Genomic DNA, 16,473 nt, shown 5'->3' with positions numbered 1-16,473 from the left:
CATGCGTAAGTCTCGTCAGAAGATCAAGAGTCACGAGCAGGAAGCTCGCCTCTTCCGCAACCGTTCTCTGGTTGCCGCGCTGCTCATTCTGCTGATGGCCATCGGGCTGGTCTCGCGGCTGGTCTACCTGCAAGTGTTCGAGCACGACGTATTCATCACGCGTTCGGATAACAACCGCATGCGCGTGGAGCCACTGCCGCCTCGGCGTGGCCTGATCTACGATCGGAACGGCAAGCTGCTGGCGGAGAATCGCCCCACCTATAACCTGACGATCGTGCGCGAGCGGGTCGATGATCTCGATGCCACGCTTGAACGGCTGGTGCAGATTCTGGATCTCCCCGAGGATGAGGTCGCGACCTTCCGCGAGCGTTCGCGGCAGCGACAGCGGCCCTATCAGCCAGCGTTATTGATGAGCGATCTCAGCGAGGATCAGATCGCGCGGCTGGCGGTCAATCGCTATCTGTTGAGCGGCGTCGAGGTGGAGGCGCAGCTGATGCGCTACTATCCCGATCCCATCGTGATGTCTCACGTGCTCGGCTACGTCGGGCGCATCAATGCCGAAGAGCTGGCCGATCTCGATCCCGGCAACTACGCCGGCACGCATTTCATTGGCAAGACCGGCGTTGAGGACACCTATGAATCCCAGTTGCACGGTCGTGCCGGACTGCGCAAGGTCGAGACCAACGCGCGTGGCCGCGTGCTGCGCGAGCTCGAGCGTGATCCACCCGAGCCGGGCGAAGATGTGACGCTGACGATCGACAGTCGCCTCCAGCACATGGCTTATGATCTGCTGGACGGACGTCGAGGGGCGATCGTCGCCATCCAGCCCAAGACCGGAGACATTCTGGCCATGGTCTCGGCGCCCGGGTTCGATATCAACAAGTTCGTAACGGGTATCTCGTACGACGACTACCGCGAGCTGCAGGAAGATATCGATCTGCCGCTCTACAATCGGGCGGCCCGCGGGCAGTATCCGCCAGGCTCCACGGTTAAACCCTTCGAGGCGCTTGGGGCGCTCGAGTATGGCGTGGTGGAACCCGACGATATTATTTACGATCCGGGCTACTTTCAGCTGCCGAACGATTCCCGGCGCTACCACAATTGGTTGCGCTGGGGGCATGGGCGTGTCGACCTGCAGCGGGCGATCGAGGTCTCCAACAATACCTATTTCTATACCATGGCTTATCGCCTGGGCATCGATCGGCTGTCATCGGTCATGCACGAGTTCGGCTTTGGCGAGGTAACCTCGCTGGATGTTCAGGGCGCACTGCCCGGTTTGATGCCCTCTCGAGAGTGGAAGCGCGAGAAGTACAATCAGGCGTGGTACCCCGGCGAGACGCTGTCGGCGGGTATCGGGCAGGGGTATTTCATGGCCACGCCGCTGCAGTTGGCCACGGCGACCGCCACGTTGGCCAATCATGGGCGGTGGGTCAGGCCGCACCTTGCCAAGCGCATTGGTGATACGCCGGTGACACCGCCGTTTTCGGATACCAAGCCCGACGTGCAGATGGACAACCGACAGTGGTGGGACGATGTCTACGAAGGCATGGAAGCGGTGCTGAACGGCAATGAAGGAACCGCCCGCAGGGCGGGTGCCAGCCTCGAGTACAACATGGCGGCCAAGACTGGCACGGCACAGGTCTTCTCGCTGGGGCAGAACCAGCGCTACAACGCCGATGAGTTGGAAGAGCGCTTGCGTGACCACGCGTTATTCATCGGTTTCGCGCCGGTCGAGGATCCGCAGATCGCGCTGGCCGTAATCGTCGAGAACGCGGGCGGCGGGGTTTCCGGTTTGGGCACCGCGATCTCGGACGCCTGGCTGCAGCCGCGGGCAGAGGACGAGGATCTGCCGGCTGCCACGATCAACGAAGAGGTCGAGGGGCTCGATGGCGACTGATTTCCAACGCACCGCGCCGGGTGGACAACGCGCCCGTGTCGGCCGCAAACGTTCGCTCTGGCTGCGTCTGCATCTCGATCCGTGGCTGCTGTCGATTCTGCTGTTGCTGGTCTCGTTTGGGTTGGTCGTGCTCTACAGCGCCAGCGGCATGTCGAGTCATACAACGCTGGCGCAGGCCATTCGCATGGGGGTGGCGCTACTCGGTGCGACGATCATCGCGCAGTTCTCGCCGGTGACGCTCTACCGCTGGACGCCTTTGGCCTACGGTGCCGGGTTGATGATGCTGGTCGCGGTAGAAGTCATGGGCGACATCGGCATGGGCGCACAGCGCTGGCTGCAGATCGGTCCGCTACGCTTTCAGCCTTCGGAAGTGATGAAAATCGCCATGCCGATGATGTTGGCGGCCTACCTGCACCGGCGGCCGCTGCCACCGTCGTGGAAAGATCTTCTCGTCTGTGCGGTCATTGTTGCCGTGCCGGTCCTGTTGATTGCGCGTCAGCCCGATCTGGGTACGTCGATGCTGGTGACGGCCGCTGCCGCGTTCGTCATCCTGCTGGCGGGCCTGTCATGGAAGTTCATCCTGACGCTGATCGCCATGGCGGCGGGGGCGGCGCCGCTATTATGGATGAACATGCACAACTACCAGCGCCAGCGTGTGCTGACCTTTCTGAATCCGGAGAGCGATCCGCTCGGCGCCGGCTGGAACATTATCCAGTCGAAGACGGCGATCGGCAGCGGGGGCATCGAGGGCAAGGGCTGGGGGCTCGGCACCCAGTCTCAGCTGGAGTTTCTACCCGAACGCCATACCGACTTCATCGTCGCGGTGCTGGGGGAAGAGTTCGGCCTGATCGGCATGCTCACCATCCTGGTGCTGTACCTGCTGCTGGTCTCGCGCGGTCTGGTCATGGCCAATAGCGCCCAGGATACCTACGGACGGTTGCTGGCGGGCAGTATCGTTCTGACCTTCTTCATTTACGTCTTCGTCAATATCGGCATGGTCAGCGGCATTCTGCCGGTGGTCGGGGTGCCGCTACCGCTGGTCAGCTACGGCGGGACCTCCAGCGTGACCTTGATGGCCGGGTTCGGTATTCTCATGTCGATTCACACCCACCGTCGTCTCTTGACGCACTGAGGCTGGGTCGGGCGGTCCGCTAGCAGGGAGCGATAGGGCATGCCGTTTTGCTGGACATATTGCTGGAAAGAGAAAAGCCGGGCTGTTCTCGGTCTTGTCGGTCTGGCTTGCCTGATGGCGTCAGCGCCCGGTACCAGGGCCAACGACAATTTCGATCCCGCCACCCATCCCGAGGTGCGCGAGATGGTGGCATCCCTGGCACAACAGGATGGATTGCCGGCCGAGAAGCTCGAGGCGGCCATGCGCGAAGCAAGGTTTCGTCCGCAAGTGCTTGACGCCATGAGTCACGCGGCGGAACGCCGCCTGCGCTGGGATCAGTATCGTGACATCTTTATTCAGCCCGAGCGGGTGCGCCAGGGCGTGGCGTTTCTCGAGGCGCATCGTGATGCTCTCGAGCGGGCGCAGCAGCGTTATGGTGTGCCGCCGGAAGTGGTTGTCGCCATTCTCGGGGTCGAGACTCAGTACGGCCAGCACAAGGGCTCGCACCGTGTACTCGACTCGCTGTCGACACTGGCCTTTCATCATCCCGAAAGGGGGCAGTTCTTTCGCGGCGAGTTGATGGCCTTTCTTCAGATTACGCTGGGCCAAGGCGTCGATCCGGCCTCTCAGTACGGCTCCTATGCCGGGGCCATGGGCTATCCGCAGTTTATCCCGACCAGTTATCAGGCCTACGCTGTCGACTTCGATGACGACGGCCTCCGGGACCTCTGGAACAATCCGGTGGACGCCATCGGTAGCATCGCCAATTATTTCAGCGAACATGGTTGGCAGCGGGGGCAGGCCGTGCTGGTCGAAGCCAGCGGTCCCGACGTCCAGCCCCCTTCGATCGTCTTCAATCAGACAGTGCCGCCGGATACCTCGCTGGCGGCGCTGGCTGCAGCGGGCATCGAGCCGACTGCCGGACAGCTGGCGGCGGAGGACAAGGTCTTGCCGATCGCGCTCGACTATGCGGATGGTCACGTTCGCTATGTCCTCGGCCTGCGCAATTTCTATGTGATCACCCGATATAACCACAGCCATCTCTACGCCATGGCGGTCGCGACGCTGGCACAGGCCATCCAGACGGCGAGCGAGGAGGATGCCCTGTGAGAGGCTGGTGGCTTGCCGGCGTGCTTGCGCTGCTCCTGGCCGGCTGTGCCGGTAGTGGTGGAGGGCGCTACGCGATGCAGAACGACGCCTATCCGGATGTGCCGCAGGATGTCTCCGAGGTTCCGGATGCCGTGCCGCGCGTCGAGCCTCGCTCGCGTAGCGGCAATCGCTCGAGCTATACGGTGTGGGGCAAGACCTACCATGTGCTGAATGATCCGACAGGGTACGTGGCCGAGGGGCGGGCTTCCTTCTACGGGGCCAAGTTTCAGGGCTATGACACCGCCAACGGCGAGACTTACGACATGTACCGCATGAGCGCGGCACATCGGTCACTGCCGTTGCCGACCTACGCCCGCGTTACCAATCTCGATAACGGACGCCAGGTGATCGTGCGCGTCAATGACCGCGGTCCGTTTCACGGCGACCGTCTGATCGATCTCTCTTACGCGGCGGCCGCGCGCCTCGATATCCTCGACCAGGGAACCGGGCGCGTTCGGGTCGAGGCGATCGACCCGCGAGCCTGGGCGCGTGAGCAGGGTGGCCAGGCCGGTGAAGCGAGCGGGGCAGGCGCCCGCACGCCCGTGGCTCCCGGCACCGTTGCTGCGCCGGCCAATGCCGGGTCGTCTGAGTCTGCTGTCGCGTCCGCGATGGCGAGTCGTGAGGCCACCCGGCCTGTCCCGGCAGCCACAACGGCAGCGTCCGCCGACCCGGTCGAGAGCGCCAGGACGACCGTTCGCTATCTCCAGGTGGCCGCGCTCGGCTCAAGGGATAACGCACTGGCGTTGAAAAAACGTCTACAAGGGTTGCTGTCGCAGCCCGTCCGCATCGACAATGCGGCCTCTCTGTACCGCGTTCAGGTCGGCCCCATCCATGATCTGACGTCCTTGGAAGCCCTCCGGGCAACCCTGAACGACGCCGGCTATGGCCAGGCGTTCGTCGTACCGCCTATTCAGTAACCCTGTTCAGTGAGAATTCGATTGCCATGAAAGCGTTGTTCACTTCGTCATTTTCTCGCCTGGTCATCTCTGCGTCACTCTGCCTGGGACTGCTTTCATCGCCGGTCAGCGCACAGCAACCCACGCCAGATAGCCAGATGTCGACGGACCCCCAGCCGGAGCAGCTCATTCCCTCTCCGCCGGATCTTGCGGCGTCCTCCTGGGTGCTGATGGATGCATCCACCGGCAAGCTCTTGGTCAATCACAACGGTGATCAGCGTCTGCCGCCGGCGAGCCTGACCAAGATGATGACCGCCTATATCGTCGAGCAGGAGATCGATCGCGGCAGCATCGACGACACCGACATGGTCAGCATCAGCGAGAATGCCTGGCGCACCGGCGGCTCCCGCATGTTCATCCAGGAGGGCACGCAGGTCAGCGTCCAGAATCTGCTGCGCGGGGTGGTCGTACAGTCCGGCAACGACGCCAGCGTCGCGTTGTCCGAATACGTGGCCGGAAGCGAATCCGCGTTCGCCGACCTGATGAATCAGCAGGCCCAGCGTATGGGCATGAGCAACAGCCACTTCATGAACCCGACCGGGTTGCCGCATGACGATCACTACTCGTCCGCCCATGACCTGGCACGACTCGCGCGCCATATCATCCGCGATTTTCCTGACCACTACGCGGTCTACTCGGAAAAGTACTTCACCTGGAACGATATTCGTCAGCCGAATCGTAATCGCCTGCTGTGGCGTGATCCCGACGTCGATGGTCTCAAGACCGGTCATACCGAAGCCGCTGGCTACTGCCTGGTCGCATCAGCCAAGAAGCAGGACACGCGTCTGATTGCAGTGGTGATGGGGACCGATTCCGACGAAGCGCGTGCCGCCGAAACCCAGCGCCTGCTCAACTACGGTTTCCGTTTCTTCCAGACCCGCAAGCTTTACGATGCCGGCTCCGTACTGAACGAGGCACGTGTCTGGGGCGGTGCCAGTGATACCGTGCGGCTCGGGGTGCAGAGCGATGTCAGCATGACGGTGCCGCGCAGTAGTGCCGAGAATCTGACGGCACGGCTGAATCTGCCGGAAACCCTTCATGCGCCGCTACAGGCAGGCCAGCAGGTCGGTACGCTAGAGATCAAGTCCGGTGACGAGGTGCTGGGTCAGGAACCGCTGGTCGCGCTGGAGACCGTCGAAGAGGGCGGCATCTTCAAACGTCTGTGGGATAGTGTGGTCCTCTTCGTGACCGGCTTCTTCAACTAAGGATCGACCGGTAGCTACCGTATCATGGTGGCTACCGGCGTCCGTTCGAGCGCTCGCGACAGCAACATGAGTTGGTCCGTCGCGAGATGTTGAGTAGAATGGTCGGAAATTATCCAGCGTTCGATACCATGACACAGACACCCAACGACGTTGATCTGCCGCGGCCCAAGGTCGAATTTCCCTGCGACTACCCGATCAGGATCGTGGGCGACGCTGCCGAAGACTTTGTCGCCGTTGCCAGCCAGATCGTGGAGCGCCACGCTCCCGGTTTCGATCCGTCGACCATCAAGCTCTCCGATAGCCGCAACGGCCGCTTTCAGTCGATGCGCGTGGTCATTCACGCGACCGGCGAGGCGCAGCTGGATTCGCTGTTTCGCGAGCTCAAGGCGACCGGCCGCGTGCACATGGTGCTATGAGCGAATCGGTGCTATGAGCGACTCGGGCGGTCTCGCGTTATACGAATTGGGCCGTGAAGCCTATCAGTCGGTCTGGCAGGCGATGTCACGCTATACCGATGCACGCGATGCCCATTCGCCCGATCAATTCTGGTTGGTCGAGCATGATCCGGTCTTCACGCAGGGGCGAGCGGGCAAGTCGGAGCATTTGCTGATGCCGGGTGATATCCCGGTCGTCGCGACCGATCGGGGTGGGCAGGTGACTTATCATGGCCCGGGCCAGGTGGTGCTCTATCCGTTGCTCGACGTTCGTCGGCGCGGCTTGGGGGTGCGCGAGCTGGTCACGCTACTCGAGGAAAGCGTGGTTGATCTGCTGGCAGACTACGGCGTTGCATCTCGCGCCTGCCCGGATGCGCCGGGCGTCTATGTCGGCGAGGCGAAGATTGCCTCGCTGGGGCTGCGCATCCGGCGGGGCTGCAGTTTTCATGGCGTCGCACTCAACGTGAATATGGATTTGACGCCGTTCTCGCGCATCAACCCCTGCGGCTACGCGGGGCTCAGCATGACGCAACTGAGCGACCACACGGACCAGGCCGTTACCGCGCCCGAGGTGGGCAAGGCGCTAGCGAGCTGCCTGGCGCGACGGCTCGAAACGTCGCTGCAGGTATGTCAGGGGCGCCCCGGGGCTTTCGCATTGACAGCCAGTGCCTAGCTGGCGGCATTCAACGACTTATCAGGATGGGAACTATGACCGAGACGACCGTCACGCAACCGCCCGAGGCCCAGAAACCGCGGCGCGCCGAGCGCGGCGTCAAGCTGCGCGGCGCCGACAAGGTCTCACGGATTCCCGTCAAGGTGATCCCGACCGAGACCTTGCCCAAGAAGCCGGATTGGCTGCGGGTGCGTATGCCGGTCTCGCCGGAAGTCACCCACATCAAGCAGACGCTGCGCAAGCACGGGCTGCATACCGTCTGTGAAGAGGCATCCTGCCCCAATCTGGGAGAGTGCTTCAGCGGTGGCACGGCCACCTTCATGATCATGGGCGATATCTGTACGCGCCGCTGTCCGTTCTGTGATGTCGCGCACGGTCGGCCTAACGCCCTCAACGAAAACGAGCCGCGTGAACTGGCCGAGGCCATTGCGGAGATGCGTCTCAACTATGTGGTCGTGACATCGGTGGATCGCGACGACCTACGAGATGGCGGGGCGCAGCACTTCGCTAACTGTATCCGTGAAATCCGGCGTGACAGCCCGGAGATCGAGATCGAAGTGCTGGTGCCCGATTTCCGAGGCCGCATGCAGGTGGCGCTCGACATCCTAGAAGGCGAAGCGCCGGACGTCTTCAATCATAACCTCGAGACCGTGCCGTCGCTTTATCGCAAGGTTCGCCCCGGGGCGGACTATCAATGGTCGCTTGACCTGCTCAAGGGTTACAAGGCGCGTCGCCCTGAGGTGATGACCAAGTCGGGCCTGATGCTGGGCGTGGGCGAGACCGATGAGCAAGTGCTGGAAGTGATGCGTGACCTGCGCGCGCACAACGTGGACATGCTGACCCTGGGGCAGTACATGCAGCCGTCGCGTAACCACCTTGCCGTTGATCGTTGGGTGCATCCGAGTACGTTCGACTGGTTCGCCGAACAAGGCAAGGAGATGGGCTTTACCCACGTGGCTTCCGGTCCGTTGGTGCGCTCCTCTTATCACGCGGACAAACAGGCGCATGGTGTCGAGGTGAAGTGACCGCTTCATTGTGCTGTAGATAATCAAGGCCCGCCGATCTGTGGCGGGCCTTTGTCGTTTGTTGGCGACCGATTGACTGACAAGCCTCGTTCAAAGGTATGATGCTATCCAGTAGACCGGCCTGGCGCCGGGCAAGCGAGGGGGAGACTTCGAGTGTCGCGTTCGGGTCTTTGACGTGATGCTCTCGTCAACAGTTCGCTCTGAGTATGTAACCGGTCTCAGCGCGACTTGCGATATCTCTCCGATTCACCAAGAGTTCATACCATGATTGCACCTGAAGTGCCCGCCAACGAAGCCGAAAGAATGGCCCTGCTGCGTGACCTGCAGCTACTGGATTCCGGCGCCGATGCCGGTTTCGATCGTCTGACCGAGCTGGCGACACAGATTTTCGATCTGCCGATGTCCATGATCACGCTGATCGACGAAGATCGTCAGTGGTTCAAATCGCGTCAGGGGCTGAGTGTCTGCGAGACGCCGCGACGGATCTCCTTCTGCGGCCATGTGGTGGCCGACGGCATGCCGATGGTTGTCTGTAATGCGTTGAAGGACCCACGATTCTCGGACAACCCGTTGGTGACCGGTTCACCCTTCATTCGCTTCTACGCCGGCTACCCGCTGTTTGCGGCGCCGGATCTCTGCGTGGGCACGCTGTGCATCATTGGTACGATGCCACGGGCCTTCGAAGACAACGAGATGCACCGTCTGGCGCTGCTGGCGGCCCAGGCCGAAGAGCTGATCAAGCTACACGTGGCTCGTCTGCAGCAGAATCAGGGCTGAGCCCGATTCGGCTGAAGACCTTTCATGCCCGCTTCAGTCGTCCTGCGCCGGTAGGCAGAGTAGTGTCGGCGTGTCGATTGGCGTCATCGGTGCGCGGAAGTGGGCGTTGAGTTCGGGCAGCAGCTCGCGCACGAAACGCAGGAAGAGTTCGGTGACGGGCGTGGGATAGCGGTCTTTTGGGTAGACCGTGCACCACGAGCGGCGGAGCGGGAATCCAGGCAGTCTCGGGCTGGCCAGAAGGCCGGAAGCAAGCTCGAGCTGTACTGCCAGGCGTGGCAGCACCGCGACGCCGAGATGCGCCATGACGCCCTGTTTGATCGCTTCGTTGGTGCCCAATTCAAGGGTGTGATGCAGAGAAATACGCTCGCGCACCGCGAAATCCTCGAAGGCCGTACGGGCCCCGGAGCCCGGCTCGCGCATCAGTAGATAGTGGCGAGCGAAATCTTCCAGTGTCGGGCGATCCGCCGTGACCAGCGGATGGCCCGGCCAGACCACCGGAATCAGTTCGTTGTCGAGAATCGGCATGAATACCAGATTCGGGTCGTCCGGCACCATTCCCATGATCACCAGATCGTCGCGCCGTTCGGCGAGGCGTTCCAGCGCCTGCACGCGATTGCAGACGCGCAGCCGAATCTGCACCTCTGGATAGCGCGCGCGGAAGCGCGCCAGAATGTGCGGCACTACGTACTGGGCCGTCGAGACCGCCGCGATATTGAGCTCGCCCCGGATCGTCCCTGCCAGCTCCGATAGCTCCATCTGCAGGCTCGAGACCTGCCCGAATATGGCCTGTACCGATGCGGCCAGCGCATCTGCGGCCGGCAGTACATGCAGGGTTTTGCCCGCGTACTTGAACAGTGGTTGGCCGAGCGCCTGCTCGAGTTGGCGAATCTGGGCACTCACCGCCGGCTGAGTCAATCCGAGCTGTTCCGCGGCCCGCGAGTAGGATTGCTGGCGATGGACGGCCTGGAAGACTTGAAGCTGGCGAAACGTCAAGCGGTTGAGCAGATTGGGACGCGTCATTCGGGTGCCCTCGCGGACAGGTATAAGGTCTGACTTATAGGTTGGCAAAGAAATATCAATTTTTCTATTGGCTTGCGGATGGCTAGCGTAGGGTGACGATAACAAACACGGCCACGCGCATCCGGAGGTCATACGGTGTTCAAGAAAATACTCATCGCCAACCGTGGCGAGATTGCCGTGCGTATTGTACGGGCCTGTGCCGAGATGGGCATCCGTTCGGTCGCGATTTATACCGAACCCGATCGCTTCTCGCTGCATGTCAAGCGCGCTGACGAAGCGCATTTCGTCGGCGACGAGCCCCTCGCCGGCTATCTCGATCCGCGTCGTATCGTCAACTTGGCACGCGAAACCGGCTGCGATGCGATCCACCCGGGTTACGGCTTTCTCTCCGAGAGTGCCGAATTCGCCAGGATCTGTGCCGAGGCCGGTATCGTCTTCGTCGGCCCCAGTGCGGGCGTTATCGCCAAAATGGGCGACAAGACGGCGGCTCGCAGTGCGATGCGGGAGGCCGGGGTGCCGGTGACGCCGGGCTCCGACGGCAATCTGGCCGATCGTGAAGAAGCGTTGTCGGTGGCCGACGAGATCGGCTACCCGGTGATGCTGAAAGCCACGTCCGGCGGCGGTGGTCGCGGTATTCGCCGCTGCGATACGCCCGAGCAGCTCGAGCAGGCCTGGGAGCGGGTGATCTCCGAAGCCACCAAAGCCTTCGGCAGCGCTGAAGTGTTTATGGAAAAGTGCGTCGTCGATCCGCATCACATCGAAGTGCAGATTCTGGCGGATCGCCAGGGCGGGGTGATCCACCTGTTCGAGCGCGATTGTTCTATCCAGCGCCGCAATCAGAAGCTGATCGAGATTGCCCCCAGCCCCCAGCTGACCCCCGAGCAACGTAACTACGTCGGCAAGATGGCAGTGCGCGCGGCCGAGGCCGTCGGCTATGAAAATGCCGGCACCGTGGAGTTCCTCGTCAAGGACAACGAGGTCTACTTCATGGAGATGAACACACGGGTGCAGGTCGAGCACACCATCACCGAGGCGATCACCGGCGTCGATATCGTGCGCGAGCAGCTGCGCGTGGCAGCGGGGGAGAAACTGGCCTATCGCCAGGAGGATATCCGTCACCAGGGTTACGCGATCCAGTTCCGGATCAACGCCGAAGACCCGAAGAACGAATTCCTGCCGAGCTTCGGACGTATCACCCGCTATTACGCGCCGGGCGGGCCAGGCGTGCGCACGGATACCGCGATCTATACGGGGTACACCATTCCGCCTTATTTCGACTCCATGTGCCTGAAGCTGATCGTCTGGGGAATGACCTGGGAAGAGACGTTGGATCGCGGCATTCGCGCGCTTAACGACATGCGTCTGCAAGGGGTCAAGACCACCGCACCTTACTACCAGGAGATCCTGCGTCACCCGGATTTCCGCAGCGGTCATTTCGATACGGGCTTCGTGCCGGCGCACCCGGAACTGCTCAACTACTCCGTCAAGCGCAATCCCGAAGAGGTGGCGCTGGCGATCGCGGCGGCCATCTCGGCCCACGCCGGACTGTGACACGCTGAACCGACAAGAATCAGGAGAGAGCCATGAACCAAGCCGAGTCACGCGTCAGCATCAGCGATGTCGTTCTGCGCGACGGCCACCAGTCGCTCATCGCCACGCGTATGCGCACCGAGGATATGCTGCCGATCTGCGCCAAGCTGGACGCCATCGGTTTCCACTCCTTGGAGGTCTGGGGGGGCGCAACCTTCGATGCCTGCGTGCGTTTCCTGAAGGAAGACCCGTGGGAGCGTCTGCAATCGCTGCGCGAGGCACTACCCAACACGCCGCTGCAGATGCTGCTGCGCGGACAGAACCTGCTCGGCTATCGTCACTATGCCGATGACGTGGTCGAGCGGTTCGTGGCCCGATCGGCCGAGAATGGGATCGATATTTTTCGCGTCTTCGATGCGTTGAACGATCTGCGCAACCTGGAGACCGCGATGAAGGCGGTCAAGGCGAGCGGCAAGCATGCGCAGGGGACGATCTGCTATACCGTTAGCCCAGTGCACACACGAGAAATGTATGTCGAACAGGCCAAGCGTCTGGTCGACATGGGCGCCGATTCGATCGCGCTCAAGGATATGGCGGGACTGCTGACGCCCTACGCGACCGGTGAGCTAATCGAATCGCTGGTCAGCGCGGTCGAGGTCCCGATTCACCTGCATGCCCACGCGACCGCAGGGCTGGCCTCGCTGAGCCAGATGAAGGCCGTCGAGGCAGGCTGTCGCCATATCGACACCTGTATTTCCGCGTTCGCCGGCGGCACGAGCCATCCGTCTACCGAGGCAATGGTCGCGGCGTTTCAGGGGACCGCCCACGATACCGGGCTGGACCTGGTGGCACTCAAGGAAGTCGGCGACTACTTCCGCGAGGTGCGCAAGAAGTATGCGGCCTTCGAAAGCGAATACACGCGTGAAGATGTCAGCGTCCAGATCTGGCAGGTGCCGGGCGGCATGATGTCCAATCTCGCCAATCAGATGAAGGAGCAGAATGCGCTGGGTCGCATTCAGGACGTGTTCGACGAGATTCCTCGCGTGCGGGCCGACCTTGGCTACCCGCCGCTGGTGACGCCGACGTCGCAGATCGTCGGCACGCAGGCGGCGATGAACGTGTTGACCGGCGAGCGTTACAAGTCGATCACCAACGAGGTGAAGCGCTATCTGCTGGGTGGGTACGGCCAGCCGCCCGCGGAAGTGAATGCCGAAATTCGGCGCAAGGCCATCGGTAGCGAGCCGGTCGACGAAGGACGTCCGGCGGACCAGCTCAGCCCGGAAATGGCCAGGTTGGAACAGGAGATCAGCGATCTCGCCGAGCGCGAGGAGGATGTGCTGACTTTTGCGATGTTCCCCGATCTCGGTCGCGATTATCTGCAGGGGCGGCGCGACGGCACGCTGGTGCCGGAAGCCATTCCGGCGGCCGAGGCGACCGGCGGCGCGGGACGGCCGGTCTCGGAAGGCGTACCGACCGAGTTCGTCATCGACGTGCACGGCGAATCATACGAGGTTCAGATCACCGGCGTCGGCAGTGGCAACGGCAGCAAGCGCCGCGTCTATCTCACGCTGGATGGCATGCCTGAAGAGGTCGTGTTCGAGGCCAAGGACGAGTTCGTGCAGGAGAGCAAAGGCGCCGGGCGTTCACAGGCCAGCTCGCCGGGACACGTATCGACTTCGATGCCGGGCAACATCGTCGACGTCCTGGTGGCCGAAGGCGACAGCGTCCAGGAAGGCCAGGCCGTGTTGATTACCGAGGCGATGAAGATGGAGACCGAGGTCCAGGCGCGGGTTGCCGGTACGGTCAAGGCCGTGCATGTGGCGAAAGGCGATCGGGTCACGCCGGGCGAGGTGCTGATCGAGATCGAGTAATAAGGTCGATACATGACACGCCGTTCGCGAACAGCGGCGAATGACACCTGACGGGGCTATTGCAGCCCCGTTTTTCATGCTGGTCAACCGGTGCTGTGGGTCAAGGGTGCGCTGGGTCAAAAGCGCAGCGCAAACGATGAATGCGCCACGTTCAGATGTCGTTTCTTTCCCGTGCCTCTTCGATCGTCTCTTCGGCGGCTTCCTGCTCCTCGTTGTCGGCTCCTTCCGGCTCGTTCTCCTCCGCGCGCGAAGGGTTGTAGCGCACCGTGACCATAATCGGAAAGTGATCGGAGCCGATTTCGCTCAGGCGGTGCATGTCGACAAGCGTGAAGTGGTCCGTGACGAAGACGTGATCCAGCGGCCAACGTAGCATCGGATATTTGGCGTGGAAGGTGCTGTACTGACCGCGGCCGCGACGTAGGTCGAGCATATGGCTGACCTTGCAGAAAAGCTTGGTGGTGCGCGACCAGGCCACATCATTGAGGTCGCCGGCGACGATGGTCGGATTGGCGCTGCGGGCGATTTGCTCACCGACGAGCAGCAGTTCGGCATCCCGCCACAGCGACTCCTCGCTCTCAGAAGGCGCCGGTGGACGCGGGTGAAGCGCATGGAAGCGCACCCGGCGACCGCTCTCCAGTCGAACCCAGGCATGGATCGAGGGAATATCATCCTGTATCAGCCATTTGATCTCGACGTCTTCCAGTGGCAGGCGAGAATAGAGATGCATGCCATAGAGGTTGTCCAGCGGGATGCGCACAGCTTCCGGCATCTCGGTCGCGATAGCCTCGTCGAGGCGATCTCCCCACCATTGATCCGACTCCAGCGTCAGCAACATGTCGGGCTGGTGACGTTTGACATGCGCGATCAGCTTGTCCGATTGCCGGTTGGGGGTCAGAACGTTGGAAACCATCAGGGTCAGATCATGCGGCGAGGGCTCGCCGGCGGCATTTACCACAGTGCGACGGGCGACGGGTGTCCAGGGATAGATGCGCAACCACTGGATGACCGCGGCGGTCAGACTTGCGGCAACGCCACACCAGTCAAGCCAGGTATCGGGTGCGAAAGCTAGCTGAACCAGCGCCAGGACGGTTGCCAGGCAGGCGATCTGGAGCAGCGGGAAGTCAAAGCTGCGGACACTCCAATGGCGGATGCGAAGGTAGGGAACCAGGGTGACTGCCAGTATCAGGCAGCCGAGCAGCGTGAATAAGACTTGGAGCAACTGGCCATACCTCGTTGATAGAAATGGATGTCGCGAGCCTCACAGGGTAGCAGAGAAGCGCGACACCCATTGCGCTCATGCGGTCGCGGCTTGCGCGGCAGAGTGGCCGGTGGCGCGGTTGACGAGATAGTGTTCAAGGCTCTGGTGCTGCGCGGCATCGAGACGAAGCCCCAGCTTGGTGCGGCGCCAGAGAATATCTTCGCTGGATCGCGCCCATTCATGATCCACCAGGTAGTCGACTTCGGCACGGGTCAGACCGGCACCGAAGTGCTGGCCCAACGCTTCCTGACTCTGCTTGCCGTCGAGGAACTCGAGGCAGAGCGTGCCGTAGCTGGAGGCGAAGCGCTGGGCTCGCTCCTGACCCAGGAAGGGATAATCTGCCAGCAGCTGCTCGGTAAACTGCTGGCGAGAGACAATATCACCGCCCGGCAGCCGAGACTCGGCGGTCCATGGTGCGCCCATGGCCGGCAGCAGCGTATCCAGCTTGTGCAAGGCGGCCTCGGCGAGCTTGCGGTAGGTCGTGATCTTGCCGCCAAAGATGGAGAGCAGCGGTGCGCCATGCCGGTCGAGATCCAGCGTGTAGTCGCGCGTCATGGCCGAGGGGTTCTCCGACTCGTCGTCGCACAGCGGGCGCACGCCCGAATAGGTGGCGATGACGTCATCTCGGGTCAGCTGTTTGACGAAATGGGCGTTGAGTACATCGAGCAGATACTCGACCTCATCATCGCTGATGCCGACAGCCGAGGGGTCGCCCTGATAGCGCCGGTCGGTGGTACCGATCAGGCTGTACTGCTGCTGATAGGGCAGTACGAAGACGATGCGACCATCCTCGTTCTGAAGGATATAGGCGCGTTCGTCCTCGTTCAGGCGCGGCACGATCAGGTGGCTGCCCTGAATCATGCGAATCCCGTAGCGGGAGTCCCGTTGCGCGTTGCCCTTGACGAACGACTCGACCCAGGGGCCGCTGGCATTGACCAGCACCTTGGCTCTGGCCGTCTCGCGTTCGCCGGTGGTCTGATCTTCTAGCGCCACGACCCATTCGCCGTTCTCCTCGTGCGCCGATACGCAGCGGGTTCGTACGCGGATATCGGCGCCTTTATCTTGTGCCTGGAGGGCATTCAGAACAACGAGTCGGGCGTCATCGACCCAGCAGTCGGAATATTCGAAGCCGCGCTTGATCGCCGGTACCAGCGGTCCTGCTCCATCGAACTTGAGCGTACAGGCATTGGGAAGGCTGTCCCGATGGCTAAGATGATCGTAGAGAAAGAGCCCGGCCCGGATCATCCAGGCGGGTCGCAGATGCGGCTGGTGGGGCAGGATAAAACGCAGAGGCCAGACGATATGCGGCGCCTTGCGCAGCATGACCTCGCGCTCCTTGAGCGCCTCCCGGACGAGGCGGAATTCACGATGTTCCAGATAGCGCAGTCCGCCGTGAATCAGCTTACTGCTGGCGGACGAAGTAGCGCTGGCGAGATCCGCCTGTTCGCAGAGCAGCACGGAGAGCCCGCGCCCCGCCGCGTCGTTGGCGATGCCGGTGCCGTTGATGCCGCCGCCGACGACGAGGATGTCATGGACATGAGGCTGGGTCGCTGAAGTCATGGCGCTC

At 62.2% G+C, this 16,473-nt stretch carries 14 protein-coding genes; 11 read left to right on the top strand and 3 right to left on the bottom strand.

Annotation, left to right across the window (positions count from 1 at the left end; all coding sequences use genetic code 11):
• Position 1 precedes the first annotated feature (1 nt).
• The 9 genes from mrdA (at position 2) to MC381_RS13640 (ending at position 9,227) form a co-directional block, all read left to right on the top strand.
• Entirely contained in the window at positions 2–1,897 is a 1,896-nt protein-coding gene (gene mrdA, locus MC381_RS13680) for a penicillin-binding protein 2 (RefSeq protein WP_251978301.1), read from the top strand.
• Positions 1,887–3,029, top strand: a complete 1,143-nt coding sequence (gene rodA, locus MC381_RS13675; protein WP_251978300.1) for a rod shape-determining protein RodA — start codon at positions 1,887–1,889, stop codon at positions 3,027–3,029. The genes mrdA and rodA overlap by 11 nt, the downstream gene beginning before the upstream one ends.
• 114 nt (positions 3,030–3,143) lie before the next feature.
• A complete protein-coding gene (gene mltB, locus MC381_RS13670) occupies positions 3,144–4,118 on the top strand; it encodes a lytic murein transglycosylase B (RefSeq protein WP_251978299.1) in 975 nt (324 codons plus the stop codon).
• Positions 4,115–5,074 (top strand): septal ring lytic transglycosylase RlpA family protein, encoded by a 960-nt coding sequence (locus tag MC381_RS13665; protein ID WP_251978298.1) that lies wholly within the window; start codon positions 4,115–4,117, stop codon positions 5,072–5,074. Before mltB ends, MC381_RS13665 begins: the two co-directional genes overlap by 4 nt.
• A 26-nt stretch (positions 5,075–5,100) precedes the next feature.
• On the top strand, positions 5,101–6,318 hold the full coding sequence (locus MC381_RS13660; protein ID WP_251978297.1) for a D-alanyl-D-alanine carboxypeptidase family protein: 1,218 nt from the start codon (positions 5,101–5,103) through the stop codon (positions 6,316–6,318).
• Positions 6,319–6,446: 128 nt separating this feature from the next.
• A complete protein-coding gene (locus MC381_RS13655) occupies positions 6,447–6,734 on the top strand; it encodes an HP0495 family protein (RefSeq protein WP_251978296.1) in 288 nt (95 codons plus the stop codon).
• A 13-nt stretch (positions 6,735–6,747) separates the two neighbouring features.
• Positions 6,748–7,425, top strand: coding sequence for a lipoyl(octanoyl) transferase LipB (gene lipB / locus MC381_RS13650; RefSeq protein ID WP_251978295.1), 678 nt, complete (start codon positions 6,748–6,750; stop codon positions 7,423–7,425).
• A gap of 35 nt (positions 7,426–7,460) precedes the next feature.
• Entirely contained in the window at positions 7,461–8,450 is a 990-nt protein-coding gene (gene lipA / locus MC381_RS13645) for a lipoyl synthase (RefSeq protein WP_251978294.1), read from the top strand.
• A 264-nt stretch (positions 8,451–8,714) separates the two neighbouring features.
• On the top strand, positions 8,715–9,227 hold the full coding sequence (locus MC381_RS13640; RefSeq protein ID WP_251978293.1) for a GAF domain-containing protein: 513 nt from the start codon (positions 8,715–8,717) through the stop codon (positions 9,225–9,227).
• A 33-nt stretch (positions 9,228–9,260) separates the two neighbouring features.
• Here the strand turns inward: MC381_RS13640 and MC381_RS13635 are convergent, their stop codons facing one another.
• Positions 9,261–10,247, bottom strand: coding sequence for a LysR family transcriptional regulator (locus MC381_RS13635; RefSeq protein WP_251978292.1), 987 nt, complete (start codon positions 10,245–10,247; stop codon positions 9,261–9,263).
• 135 nt (positions 10,248–10,382) lie between these two features.
• Between MC381_RS13635 and MC381_RS13630 the strand changes: the two genes are divergently transcribed.
• Complete coding sequence (locus tag MC381_RS13630) at positions 10,383–11,798, top strand: acetyl-CoA carboxylase biotin carboxylase subunit (RefSeq protein WP_251978291.1); 1,416 nt, start codon at positions 10,383–10,385, stop codon at positions 11,796–11,798.
• 32 nt (positions 11,799–11,830) lie between these two features.
• Positions 11,831–13,648: a sodium-extruding oxaloacetate decarboxylase subunit alpha gene (oadA, locus tag MC381_RS13625; RefSeq protein WP_251978290.1), complete on the top strand. Its 1,818-nt coding sequence runs from the start codon at positions 11,831–11,833 to the stop codon at positions 13,646–13,648.
• Positions 13,649–13,799: 151 nt separating this feature from the next.
• Here the strand turns inward: oadA and MC381_RS13620 are convergent, their stop codons facing one another.
• Positions 13,800–14,867, bottom strand: a complete 1,068-nt coding sequence (locus MC381_RS13620) for an endonuclease/exonuclease/phosphatase family protein (RefSeq protein ID WP_251978289.1) — start codon at positions 14,865–14,867, stop codon at positions 13,800–13,802.
• Positions 14,868–14,942: 75 nt separating this feature from the next.
• Positions 14,943–16,466 (bottom strand): glycerol-3-phosphate dehydrogenase, encoded by a 1,524-nt coding sequence (glpD, locus tag MC381_RS13615; RefSeq protein WP_251978288.1) that lies wholly within the window; start codon positions 16,464–16,466, stop codon positions 14,943–14,945.
• Positions 16,467–16,473 lie beyond the last annotated feature (7 nt).

This window comes from Salinicola avicenniae, from assembly GCF_023736115.1.
Classification (GTDB): Bacteria; Pseudomonadota; Gammaproteobacteria; order Pseudomonadales; family Halomonadaceae; genus Salinicola; species Salinicola avicenniae.
Note: the sequence above shows the minus strand (reverse complement) of the source record. Positions and strands in the feature narration are given on the sequence as shown.

Coding starts and splice junctions, on each gene's coding strand:
- glpD (WP_251978288.1), bottom strand. CDS start 16,466: ATGACTTCAGCGACCCAGCCTCATGTCCATGACATCCTCGTCGTCGGC.
- mltB (WP_251978299.1), top strand. CDS start 3,144: ATGGCGTCAGCGCCCGGTACCAGGGCCAACGACAATTTCGATCCCGCC.
- oadA (WP_251978290.1), top strand. CDS start 11,831: ATGAACCAAGCCGAGTCACGCGTCAGCATCAGCGATGTCGTTCTGCGC.
- lipB (WP_251978295.1), top strand. CDS start 6,748: ATGAGCGACTCGGGCGGTCTCGCGTTATACGAATTGGGCCGTGAAGCC.
- lipA (WP_251978294.1), top strand. CDS start 7,461: ATGACCGAGACGACCGTCACGCAACCGCCCGAGGCCCAGAAACCGCGG.
- mrdA (WP_251978301.1), top strand. CDS start 2: ATGCGTAAGTCTCGTCAGAAGATCAAGAGTCACGAGCAGGAAGCTCGC.
- MC381_RS13635 (WP_251978292.1), bottom strand. CDS start 10,247: ATGACGCGTCCCAATCTGCTCAACCGCTTGACGTTTCGCCAGCTTCAA.
- MC381_RS13660 (WP_251978297.1), top strand. CDS start 5,101: ATGAAAGCGTTGTTCACTTCGTCATTTTCTCGCCTGGTCATCTCTGCG.
- MC381_RS13655 (WP_251978296.1), top strand. CDS start 6,447: ATGACACAGACACCCAACGACGTTGATCTGCCGCGGCCCAAGGTCGAA.
- rodA (WP_251978300.1), top strand. CDS start 1,887: ATGGCGACTGATTTCCAACGCACCGCGCCGGGTGGACAACGCGCCCGT.
- MC381_RS13640 (WP_251978293.1), top strand. CDS start 8,715: ATGATTGCACCTGAAGTGCCCGCCAACGAAGCCGAAAGAATGGCCCTG.